Here is a 10,708-nt window from a genome sequence, read left to right as displayed (position 1 = left end):
AGAGCTTGCACGTCATTGCGTGCTGGATTTTCCAAAGCCTTGATTTTGTCTTCCAGCGCTTCCCCTGACACCAGCTTCACCTCTTCGTCGGCGGCCGCAAGCATGGCCTGCTGATGGGCCTGTCGCTCCTCCAGACGTTCGAGGCTTGCCATGGCATTGGACATCCGATCAGAGGACGCCGAGGTACCGACAGCGGCCGCTTTTTGGGCTGCAATCAAGGCCTCATTGGCCTTTGCGGCTTCGATTTTACGCTGTAGCGTCTCGATCCGGGATTGAGATTGTTTCAGCGCGGCGTCCATGCCGTCCTCGGTCTGCCGATACTGATCCGCGAGGCCCTGTTCGGTTTCCGCTTTGTCGCGCAGTTTCAAAACGCTCTCGATGATTTCCACCGCCAGAGGCTCGTCGCCTTGTTGTTTGGCCGTTCTTGCGGCGTTGGTGCGGCGCTCAATTTCGGCCATCAACTCAGAAACGGATTTTTCCTTGGTCATGCGATTGGCAACCATGCGGGATTTTTCATCTCTCGCCTTGGAAATTGCATCTTTGGCTTCCCGCATTTCCTGGTCCAGAATGCGCATCAGGTTGGCATCGACCACAGCTTCGGCGGCTTCGTTAGCGCCCCCTTTAACTGCAGTGACCAGTTTTTTCCAAATGCTCATACCGTATCTCCTTCGGTTGAACGGGGGCCGATGTCTTTCGCCAATTCCAAAGCACTTTCGGCAATCGCTGACAACTCTTCCAGAATTTCGGTCAACGACGCGGAGCGGGACACAGCACCAAACAATTCGTAGACGTCTTCCCCGTCAACAACGTCAATACTGAGTGCGCACAGAGGCAGCAGAGTCTTATGCGTTCTAAGCATCATAGCTTCAAACGCCGCTGGATCCTCCTGCGCGCTGCGCGGCCATAAGATTGCTGACGTCAAAATTTGCGTGTCGCTGACAGCCACATGCAAGACAAGATCGCCAGCAGATCCGTGGGTGACTTCAATCACGTCGGAGCCCTCAACCGTGGTGCAGGACAGTCCTGAAGCCTCCCCCAGCTCAGTTATTGCCGCAGCCAAAGACTGAGTTGTCCATAAGTCTACTGAGTTATTCATGGGGCCCCTCAAAACGCATTTATTCCAGTCATATGGGTAAGAACGGGCGAAGGGACTTTCAAGGCCAAACACCACCTATAAGTGTTTGACAGTCGATGATTTTGACACAAGTATCCGAACAACAGAACATCAGACCGTACAAAGTGCCAATACTTACAAGAATAATTTCCCGCATTTACAGCGAGCTGCTTGATTTGAAATGGTGGCTTCTTAGCCTGTTCACAGCTGCTTTTTTTGCGATTTCGTGGATCTTGTTTCGGTTTGCTGGCGAAACGGAAATCACCGAAAGTCTCACGACATACATTTACTTCGCAGCCACCACGGCATCGACGGTGGGGTATGGGGATATGTCGCCGCAGACCCAAACGGGGCGTCTGATTGCCGCGTTCTGGTTCTTCCCCGGCGCACTGTTGGTGTTTTCGGCATTTCTTGGGCGGCTTGCTGGTGGCATGGTAGAAAGGATTAGGCGCATGGCCGATGGACTTGGGAGCTACGAAAAACTCAAAGGTGCCACCGTTATTGTGGGGTATCACCGAGATCACACACCCGTCATGATCGAAAACCTGATTGCTGGACAAGACGGCGACAAGGACATCGTGTTGCTGACAAAGAATTCAGACGTGGATCTGCCAGAAGGTATCAAATTGGTGAAATCTGATCGCCTTGACGCATTGTCATCTCTGAAGCGCGCGGCGATTGCGGAGGCCGAAAAAGTCATGGTTTATGCCGGGTCAGATGCAGAAACATTCAACACGTGTTTGGCGATCCGTGAGCTAAACGAGAAGCTGCACATCGCCGCCTTCTTTGAAGATCGGGATACAGCGCGGCGCGCGGCGAAACTGGCAGGGTTGGAGGCAATTGTCTCCAACGCCTCAGAAGCTTTGGTGAGAGCTGCTCAGGATCCGGGAGCGGGCAAGGTGCTCAAAGCGCTATCTGCAGCCAACGTCGGTGCGACGATCTATTCAGCTACGGTCAATGCACAAACCGACACATCCGCATTAAAATTGGCGCTTGATGCGTCAAATGCCACTCTCATCTGTGTCTCTCAAGATGGTGGTCACGACTTCGCATTTGCCCCATTTCCGCCTTTGGTAAAGGAAGGTAGCGCGTTTTTTTATCTCTGTCAGAAACGTCTGTCCGCGCAACAAATTGCCGGCGGTTTCGGAGGGGGACATGTTTCGATCACTGTTTAATCGAAGGAACAACAAAACCCTTCCCGAGGTGGCCAACCTCACTTTGGGGCGTACCTTCACAGTTGATGTGGTGGAACGAAAGTTGCTTCCCGAGGATGCATTGTTTGTTGTCCCTGAGAGCGATTTGCAGATAGTCGCCCAAGGTATTTGTGATTTGGGGGAGCAGTCCTTTTTGCATCGGTTCTATCCCAATGATGATCGTTTTTTGCTCCAGGTTCAGGGCGGCGATGGACACAAGGACACGCGGATCGACGAAATCGTCCTGTGGTATGCGTTTGACGTTCAGTACCTGTCAAAAAATGAAGATTGGAACAAATTAAAGACGGCGATACGCAAGGCCAGCTTTGCTCTGTCTTCTGGAACAGAAACGACTGAATTTTCGCGCGTCTGGTTTAATCACACGCCAGAAGACGAAGCACCAATGGGCTACATCGAAGACATTCATGACACCGACGGTGCTGAGCCTAGCAACCAAATCTATCAAACAGCGATGCTTTTTGGGCGGGGACTGAGTGACGGCACCGATGAGATGCTTTTGGTCAACCTTGAGGAGCCCGAGGACGGCGAACGCGCTGCGTCTTTCCTAATTGGCCGTGCCATCCCCCAGCACGCTCTTTTGACTTAATAAGGAAACCGAGATGACAACAATCATTGCAACACTTTCAGGTCTTGTGCCTTTTTTGATGTATTTTGGTACTGCACTGATCCTTCTGATGCTCTTTATGTCCATCTATATGAGGCTCACACCCAACGACGAAATTGCCCTTATCAAAGACAACAATGCCGCTGCATCTGTGGTGCTGAGCGCCGCCTTTGTGGGTTTCTCAATTCCATTGGCCAGTGCAGCGGCAAACTCTGTCAATCTGGTGGACTTCATTGTGTGGGGGCTCGTCGCTGGCATGGCTCAGCTTTTGGTATTTCTGGTTTTTCGACGTTTCTATCCCTTGGTTTCGGAGCGGATAAGCAAAGGTGAAATCGCTGTCAGCATCAAGTTGGCTGGTCTTTCGGTCACTGTTGGCATGCTTAACGCAGCCTGCATCACCTACTGATTGAAAACAGGGAGAATATCGCCATGAAACGCTCTCGCTCGGTGAAACTGTTGACGATGGCTTCGGCTACATTGGCTCTGGCGGCTTGTGAAGAAGACGTCGACACCGAAGGTGAACTGTACAAATCTGAGGCGGAATGCGTGTCCTCGGAGTTTGTGCCGGATCTCGATTGTGCGCCACTATTGACCGAAGGTCTGCGCATCCATGATGCAACCGCACCCAGATATAATTCGATGAGCCTCTGTGAATCAGAGCACGGCAGGTCGGAATGCTCCGCAGTGTCGTCCGCATCCCCTGTCTACTACTCACCGTCGCCACTGGGGTACCTCGTGACTGGAGCAATTGCGGGTCAGGTTGTCTCCAATCTTGTGCGTCCGGTGTATCGTGAAAAGGATCGTCGACGGTACTACACAACCGGCGGCGGGTTTGTGCGCTATATGGACAATGGACGATACGGCACCACGCGGACAAACATCGCCCGCTACAATCCCAAAGTTGTAAAAGCACCGCCAAGAATCCAAACTCGCACAACAGTAGCATCCCGCAGTGGATTTGGGTCTCGAAGTGGCTCGTTTGGCGGTTGAAGCGCCCATAGCAGACTGATCTTTTGCGTCTCAGCGAGAGCTTAGTGAAAAGAACCTGGAGGCCCTTTGATATCTCACATCAATTGAGCCCCTTGTTTCAAGCAAATTGATTACACTAGGATGCGCCAACAGAACCTATCAACTGATGCGCGATGTCCATCGGAAGTCTTTTTTGTTACGTGTATGAGGCTCGTCTGATTAACATCGTTCAGTTATCTGACCTGCACTTCGGCGAGCAGAGTGGTCCGCTTTGGGCCAGAAGCAAAACTTTTCAAAGCCCGTTTTTTTTGCGTTGCTGCCATTGACGCCGAACGCAGCGAAAGTCCGGTTTCCGCCCTTGCTATTCTTTGCTGCGGACGCAAAGCGTGCATGGCAGCCGTTCGTTTTGAAAGAGGCAACGGCGGTTCCGTCCGCATTGGAGCCATTCGGCATACTGAAATTCTGCAGGATGCACGAATGTCTGGTTTGGAGAAGCTGCGTCGCAGCGCCCGACGTTGTTGTGAACGACCGCAAAGAGCCGTTCGTGTTACCCCGCAGCGCTCATCAGCGTCGGCACAAATAGTGGTTTCTGAAGTGCGACGTCGGTTGTGGTGGGGCTTATGGCCCCGCCGCTCTTGCTTGTTGGGCCAGCGGGATTTGGACAAGCCAAACGCCCCTGGCCGTCAGGGTGAGGGCGCTACCCTCCCCCTCGGGCAACCCTATTAGACAGGGCCGTGTCCTCGGCTACGCCTGCGGGCCGCACCACCCCTGTCGAATAGCATTGCCTCGCCCCCTCTCGCGTTCGCCACGTGGCAGATCAGCAGGAGCAGGCGGCTTCGCCGACTGAACCTGCAAGTCAGCCCTGATTTTCCGAAAAGGGAAGTCAGATCAATCGAAACAGCCTGAGGGAGCAAAATGGAGATGTTGCGTCAGTTTATGACGCAAAGGTCAAAGTCGTGTGAGGTTCAACATCGAGCAATGAGAATGGAAAGGTTCTGTCGCAAATGGGAGAACTATGTGTCATCTCACAACAGGAAGTGTGGAACGTCACTGATGTTTGACTCAATTGACAGCCAAAACCTCAATAAATCTGCAAATCGCGTCATTCAATTCTGACCCAAACGTCAAGCATTTCTGACCCAATCTGAATAGCGGCCCTTCATCAACGCTGCGGCTAAGGTCTCAAGAGAGCCCAACCCGGCCATCGCCTTTTCTCGCTGCGTGCGCACGCGGCACAAAAATTGTTGCACTTGCGCGGTTCGTGACGCCGCGCAGCGGCGGGTATCGCTGCCATTCGTTCATGGCGCAGCGCGGCTTGCGAAGGCAATTCACGGGTCGCGGACGTTGCCGTCGTCGAGGTCAACTTTAGCAATGACCGTTTTCAGTCCGAAGCGAACCTTCGCCATCTGCTTGAAGCGGAGGTACGCAATGAGTCCGAGTTGGGCATTTGATTGCGGCTCAGAGTGACCTCCGCAATGGCCCTCGCAGTAGGGAATGGCCATTCGTAGGACCCGCGTTCTAGGGGTTCTTTGCTGCTCCACTCACTTCTCAGAGATCCTTCTGTTCAAATTTTCGAGCAGTTCTAAACAATGTGCCAATTGGTCTAGCGACAAGAATTCGTCAGTTTTGTGAGCCTGTTCAATCGAGCCAGGACCACACACAACCACATCCATACCCATCGATTGAAACAAGCCTGCCTCGGTACCAAAGGGCACGAGGTTAGCGCCATTTGCACCGGTGAGCTCCATCAGCAGCTTGCGGGCTTCATTGCTGTCTTTCGGGATTAGCCCGGCAACTTCTCCCACCACCTCGGTGGAGATTTGTGCGTCGGGGTAGACCTTGCGCATCGCGGGCAAGAGCTCGTTTTCGCAGTAGGCTTTCAGCGCCTCTTTCACAAAGGAAGTATCGCTGGCTTGGACGGGTCGCATTTCCCAATCCACCTGCGCCTTGGGGGCAATGACGTTGTGTACGCTACCGCCACGGATCGCGCCGACGTTCACGGTGGTCCATGGCGGCTCAAAGCGGCTACTCGCGGGCGCCATGGTGGTAAGCTTGGCCTTGAGCCCCAGCAGGAAGGAAACGTAGCGCGCGGCGTATTCGACAGCGTTGACGCCCAGATCAGGGGCGGAGCCGTGGCCTTCCAGACCCTGAAAACGCGTGCTGTACTCAAAACAACCTTTGTGGCCTTCGATGATGCGCATGGAAGTTGGCTCGCCGATGATGGCCAGCCGCGGTTTGATGTTGCTCTCCTTGAGGGCCTCAACCAAATGGCCTGCGCCAATGCAGCCGGTCTCCTCGTCATAGGTGAAGGCAAAATGCACGGGCATGTTGGTGACCCGCTGGGCAAAGTTGGGCGCCATGGCAATGGCGGCGGCGATGAAGCCTTTCATGTCGCAGGTGCCCCGCCCGTAGAGTCGACCGTCGCGCTCCTCCATGACAAAGGGATCGGTGGTCCAGTCCTGATCGGCGACTGGCACCACGTCTGTGTGGCCAGAGAGCACGATGCCGCCGTCGATCTCAGGGCCGAGGGTGGCAAAGAGGTTGGCCTTTTTACCGGTTTCGTCTTGGAAGATCTGCGCCTTGGCGCCGCAGTCTTCCAAACGTGCGGCGAGGTAAGCGATCATGTCGAGGTTGCTGTCGACCGAGACCGTCGGGAAGGCGATCAGGTCGGAGAGGATCTGTTTAGTGGTCTCCAGCATGGGTCAGCCTTTGACGATGAGCTTGCGCTCCAGATCGCAGAGCGGCTCTGCGGCGCCCTTTTCGCGGATCAGGATGGTTTCGGTGGTCTCCAGTCCCCAGCTGTCCATCCAGAGGGCGGGCATGAAATGGAAGATCATGCCTGGTTGCAGCACGGTTTCATCCTCAGAGCGGATCGAGGCGGTGCGCTCGCCCCAATCAGGCGGGTAGCTGAGGCCGATGGGGTAGCCCATGCGGCCAGAGCGTTCGATGCCGTGTTTGGCAAGCACCTCCATAAAGGCATTGGCGATGTCGCATGTACGGTTGCCCGCGCGGGCGGCGTCCAGACCGGCGGCGATGCCTTCCAGCTGGGCTGCCTCAGTGCGCAGCATGTCGTCAGACGGCGTGCCAAGAAACACGGTGCGGCTGATCGGGGCGTGGTAGCGGCGGTAGCAGCCGGAAAGCTCAAAGAAGGTAGCTTCGCCTGCGCGCATTGGGGCGCCGTCCCAGGTGAGGTGGGCGGCGGTGGCGTCTAGACCAGAAGGGGTGAGCGGCACGATGGCGGGGTAGTCGCCCCAATCGTCGCCAATGCCCTCGATTCCAGCTTTCATAATGTCAGCGACCACATCGTTTTTGCGCACGCCGGGGGCGGCACGGTCGATGGCGGTCAGCATGACTTTTTCGGTGATGCGAGCGGCCTTGCGGATGAAGTCCACCTCGACATCAGATTTCACCAGACGCTGCCAGTTCACCAGTGCGGTGGCGTCCACCAGCGTAGCCTCAGGCAGTTCTTCGATGAGGACGGCATGAGCTTTGGCGGAGTAGTAGTAGTTCTCCATTTCCACGCCAACCCGCGCGGCCGTGAAGCCGCGCGTTTTGAGCTGTTCTGCGAGGTCCTGCATCGGATGCACAACCGTGGATTGCACAAAATGATCGCCGTAGCCGAGGATATTGGCATGATCCATCCAGCAGGTGCGGCGGCCGCCCATCATATCCATGTAGCGCCCCCACCAGATGGGTTCGCCTTCCATGGTCACAATCACACCCTGGTGGACGTAAAACGACCAGCCATCATATCCGGTCAACCAAGCCTGGTTGGACGGGTCGGTCACAAACAGTGCGTCTAGCCCCGCGTCCGCCATGGCGGCGCGGGTTTTGGAGAGGCGGCGATTGTATTCAGCGGTGCTGAAAGGGGCTTTGGATTGAGACATCTCGTGCTCCTTTTCGGGCTTTACGGCAGGACGGAGGTGACAGCGCGCAGGGTGGCGGCGACCACCAAGTCGGCTTCTTCGCGGGTCAGGCAGAATGGTGGGGCAAAGCCCAGAATGTCACCCTGTGGCATGGCGCGGGCAATCACATTGTCTTGCTCCAGCAGTTTGGTGGCAATTTGCGGCCCAATCTTGTCGGCCGCATCAAAGAAGGTGCGGCTGTCTTTATCAGCGACAAATTCCACGGCACACAGCATGCCTTCGCCACGAACGTCGCCCACGTTGGCGTGTGCACTGAGGGCTTCAGACATGGTTTTGTTGAAATAAGCGCCCACAGTACCAGCGTTTTCTACGAGGTTGAGTTCGTCGATCAGCTTGAGGTTGGCCACACCTGCTGCGGCGCCAATTGGGTGGGCGGAGTAGGTCCAGCCGTGACCGATGGGGCCGTTTTCGTCGGTGCCTTTTGCCAGAACAGACCACATTTTGTCAGAGACAATCGAGCCGGACAGCGGCGCGTAGGCGGAGGTCAGGCCTTTGGCGATGGTGATCAGGTCTGGTTTCAGTCCGTAGTGGTCAGAACCAAACATCGCGCCAAGGCGGCCAAAGCCGGTGACAACTTCATCCGCGACCAGCAGGATGTCGTGCTTTTCCAGAACGGCTTGGATGGCAGGCCAGTAGCCAGCAGGTGGGGGCACAATACCACCGGTGCCCAGAACCGGCTCGCCAATGAGGGCTGCGATGGTGTCGGCGCCTTCGCGGGCAATAGTCTCTTCCAGTGCGGCAACGCAATGGGCGACAAACTGCTCTTCGGACTGGCTCTGGTCTTCGCGGCGGAAGTAGTAAGGCGCTTCGGTGTGCACCACCTGCGCCAGCGGCAGGTCAAATTTCTTGTGGAACAGCTCCAGACCGGTCAGAGAGCCGGTCACCAGGCCGGAGCCGTGGTAGCCACGCCAGCGGGAGATGATCTTCTTCTTCTCAGGGCGACCCAGGATGTTGTTATAGTACCAGATCAGTTTGACGTTGGTTTCATTGGCGTCCGAGCCGGAGAGACCGAAATAGACCTTCGACATGTGGTCGGGCGCGCGCTCGAGCACCATTTTGGCCAAAGTGATAGAGGCTTCGGTGCCGTGTCCCACGTAGGAGTGGTAGTAAGCCAGCTCTTTGGCCTGATCCGAAATCGCGTCGGCGATGTCGGCGCGGCCGTAGCCTACGTTGACGCAGTAAAGACCGGCAAAAGCATCGAGTAGGCAGTTTCCGTCACGGTCTTCGATGTGACAACCAGTGCCTCCGGTGATCACACGATGAGGCACATTGCCCCGTGCAAATTCCGCCAAGTGAGTGGATGGGTGGAAGAAGTTTTCACGATCCCATTGTTCTAGTTTGTCGTTGTGCAGCATAGTAAAACCCTCGTGCCTGTGGCGGCGCGCCGCCTAAAAGTTACATGGAGGGAGCCAAGTGCACGCGGGAGACCGGCTTAGGTCTCTGATGAGCGAAGTGGCTCCGCTCACCCTGACAGCAGCGCGCAATGCCTTTATTGCCGGGGTTCGTGTTTTTAGTGAGCACTTTTGCTGGCGACGTTCAATCAAAAAGTGCCCGAGTACGAACATCGGAGGTCCGAAAACTCGCTTGCGCAAATTCGACAAGGATAGGTTTCCGAGCCTAGGCAAGGGCAACCTTCCAAAGTCTACTTTATCGCGCTTAGCTGCCTTTCGTTAACCGCGCAGCATTCGACACTTTGGGCTCTGAACTGCCCAATGCTTGCGCGACAACGACCAACGTCGTGCGTCTCTGACACCGGCCATTCCTTCAGACTGTAGAGCTGTCCCGTCAGCGCGGTGCTGATGATTGGGTGTGGAGGGAGGATCGGAGGGCATATCATGCCAAGAGTCCAACTTCCCGCAGTCACCCCAAAACGCAAGGCTTGGAACAAAGGACGCATCATCGGTCAGAAGAAGCCGTTGCTGCCAAAACAGGTCTGGGCGATCCGGGCCCGGCTTGAATTGGCGGGTTATCTACGCGATCTGGCGTTATTCAACGTCGCCATCGACAGCAAGCTGCGTGGCTGTGATCTGGTCAAACTGGCCGTTTCCGACCTCGTCAAAGATGACCGCGTCCGAGAACGTGTATCGGTCATCCAGAGCAAAACCAAGCGACCGGTTCAGTTTGAACTGACGGAAAACACGCGTGAAACCGTCTTAGCCTGGGTCAAATCACCCGAGATGTTTGCTTGTCGGTTCATGTTTCCAAGCCGCTTCCATGACCGGCCCCACATCTCAACCCGCCAATATGGTCGGTTGGTGCGCGATTGGGTCACAGCGATCGGGCTAGAGCCAAGTGGATATGGTACCCATTCGCTCCGCCGGACAAAAGCGGCGGAGATTTATCGAAAGACCGGCAATCTTCGTGCGGTCCAACTGCTGCTCGGCCACACGAAGGTCGACAGTACAGTGCGCTACCTCGGCGTTGAACTTGAGGATGCTCTGAGCATCGCTGAGCGTATCGATATCTGAGTTACCTTGGCGAACGGTCCTGCCGTTCGCCATTCCAAAGCGGGTGCCTGTCTCCCGTGCAGCATTGGTCCGGTCAGAGCCCAAACTTCTGCGATACCGCACCGCGGCGAATGTCTGCTAGACGGCGTCTAGCCAAATTTCTGCAAAACCGAAGGTGGCCTAACCACACAAAGCAGCCAAGGATTTTTACAGGCTTTGGTTTGCCGCCCGCTTGCCCCATGGCCGAGTGATCACAAACGCCAGCATGCCACCTAATGTGAAAACAACCACGAAGAACAAGATTGAGTAGGGTCAGGACTCATAGCCAGTAGATCACGAGTGCTGCGAGGGCGACTGCGGACAGGAAGACCTTCGGGCATCTGTCGTAGCGGGTTGCCACACGCCGCCAATCCTTCAACCTACCAAACATGATT

The 10,708-nt window shown here is 55.6% G+C and carries 10 protein-coding genes and 1 pseudogene; 5 read left to right on the top strand and 6 right to left on the bottom strand.

The genetic code is table 11. The features are described 5' to 3' along the window. Both J7382_RS19645 and J7382_RS19640 read right to left on the bottom strand, forming a co-directional pair. Positions 1-656 (bottom strand): PspA/IM30 family protein (locus J7382_RS19645; RefSeq protein WP_209070689.1); only part of this gene is annotated, 656 nt, incomplete at its 3' end. Next, complete coding sequence (locus tag J7382_RS19640; RefSeq protein WP_209070688.1) at positions 653-1,096, bottom strand: DUF2170 family protein; 444 nt, start codon at positions 1,094-1,096, stop codon at positions 653-655. The genes J7382_RS19645 and J7382_RS19640, both read right to left, overlap by 4 nt. A gap of 95 nt (positions 1,097-1,191) precedes the next feature. Between J7382_RS19640 and J7382_RS19635 the strand changes: the two genes are divergently transcribed. Genes J7382_RS19635 through J7382_RS19620 form a run of 4 tightly spaced genes read left to right on the top strand, consistent with a single transcriptional unit; the run spans position 1,192 to position 3,922 of the window. After that, on the top strand, positions 1,192-2,289 hold the full coding sequence (locus J7382_RS19635; protein WP_247745135.1) for an ion channel: 1,098 nt from the start codon (positions 1,192-1,194) through the stop codon (positions 2,287-2,289). Continuing rightward, the gene (locus J7382_RS19630; protein WP_209070687.1) at positions 2,270-2,914 is read left to right on the top strand and encodes a DUF2491 family protein; all 645 of its coding nucleotides are present in this window, start codon (positions 2,270-2,272) and stop codon (positions 2,912-2,914) included. Before J7382_RS19635 ends, J7382_RS19630 begins: the two co-directional genes overlap by 20 nt. A 13-nt stretch (positions 2,915-2,927) precedes the next feature. After that, a complete protein-coding gene (locus tag J7382_RS19625) occupies positions 2,928-3,338 on the top strand; it encodes a DUF350 domain-containing protein (RefSeq protein WP_209070686.1) in 411 nt (136 codons plus the stop codon). Positions 3,339-3,361: 23 nt separating this feature from the next. Further along, positions 3,362-3,922: a DUF1190 domain-containing protein gene (locus tag J7382_RS19620; protein ID WP_209070685.1), complete on the top strand. Its 561-nt coding sequence runs from the start codon at positions 3,362-3,364 to the stop codon at positions 3,920-3,922. Between the two features lie 1,520 nt (positions 3,923-5,442). On the opposite strand, the gene argE is transcribed toward J7382_RS19620, so the two are convergent. Genes argE through J7382_RS19605 form a run of 3 tightly spaced genes read right to left on the bottom strand, consistent with a single transcriptional unit; the run spans position 5,443 to position 9,182 of the window. Beyond that, positions 5,443-6,600 (bottom strand): acetylornithine deacetylase, encoded by a 1,158-nt coding sequence (gene argE / locus J7382_RS19615; protein ID WP_209070684.1) that lies wholly within the window; start codon positions 6,598-6,600, stop codon positions 5,443-5,445. A 3-nt stretch (positions 6,601-6,603) separates the two neighbouring features. Next, the gene (locus tag J7382_RS19610; RefSeq protein ID WP_209070683.1) at positions 6,604-7,788 is read right to left on the bottom strand and encodes a M24 family metallopeptidase; all 1,185 of its coding nucleotides are present in this window, start codon (positions 7,786-7,788) and stop codon (positions 6,604-6,606) included. 20 nt (positions 7,789-7,808) lie between these two features. Beyond that, a complete protein-coding gene (locus J7382_RS19605) occupies positions 7,809-9,182 on the bottom strand; it encodes an aspartate aminotransferase family protein (protein WP_209070682.1) in 1,374 nt (457 codons plus the stop codon). A 480-nt stretch (positions 9,183-9,662) separates the two neighbouring features. Here J7382_RS19605 and J7382_RS19600 point away from each other — a divergent pair, with 480 nt between their 5' ends. After that, on the top strand, positions 9,663-10,295 hold the full coding sequence (locus J7382_RS19600; RefSeq protein ID WP_209070681.1) for a tyrosine-type recombinase/integrase: 633 nt from the start codon (positions 9,663-9,665) through the stop codon (positions 10,293-10,295). 298 nt (positions 10,296-10,593) lie between these two features. Here J7382_RS19600 and J7382_RS19595 read toward each other — a convergent pair. After that, a pseudogene (locus J7382_RS19595) lies at positions 10,594-10,708 on the bottom strand (IS5/IS1182 family transposase); the annotation flags it as partial.

The organism is Shimia sp. R11_0 (assembly GCF_017744035.1).
Classification (GTDB): domain Bacteria; phylum Pseudomonadota; class Alphaproteobacteria; order Rhodobacterales; family Rhodobacteraceae; genus Shimia; species Shimia marina.
Note: the sequence above shows the minus strand (reverse complement) of the source record. Positions and strands in the feature narration are given on the sequence as shown.

Coding starts and splice junctions, on each gene's coding strand:
- J7382_RS19635 (WP_247745135.1), top strand. CDS start 1,192: ATGATTTTGACACAAGTATCCGAACAACAGAACATCAGACCGTACAAA.
- J7382_RS19610 (WP_209070683.1), bottom strand. CDS start 7,788: ATGTCTCAATCCAAAGCCCCTTTCAGCACCGCTGAATACAATCGCCGC.
- argE (WP_209070684.1), bottom strand. CDS start 6,600: ATGCTGGAGACCACTAAACAGATCCTCTCCGACCTGATCGCCTTCCCG.
- J7382_RS19625 (WP_209070686.1), top strand. CDS start 2,928: ATGACAACAATCATTGCAACACTTTCAGGTCTTGTGCCTTTTTTGATG.
- J7382_RS19600 (WP_209070681.1), top strand. CDS start 9,663: ATGCCAAGAGTCCAACTTCCCGCAGTCACCCCAAAACGCAAGGCTTGG.
- J7382_RS19620 (WP_209070685.1), top strand. CDS start 3,362: ATGAAACGCTCTCGCTCGGTGAAACTGTTGACGATGGCTTCGGCTACA.
- J7382_RS19630 (WP_209070687.1), top strand. CDS start 2,270: ATGTTTCGATCACTGTTTAATCGAAGGAACAACAAAACCCTTCCCGAG.
- J7382_RS19605 (WP_209070682.1), bottom strand. CDS start 9,182: ATGCTGCACAACGACAAACTAGAACAATGGGATCGTGAAAACTTCTTC.
- J7382_RS19640 (WP_209070688.1), bottom strand. CDS start 1,096: ATGAATAACTCAGTAGACTTATGGACAACTCAGTCTTTGGCTGCGGCA.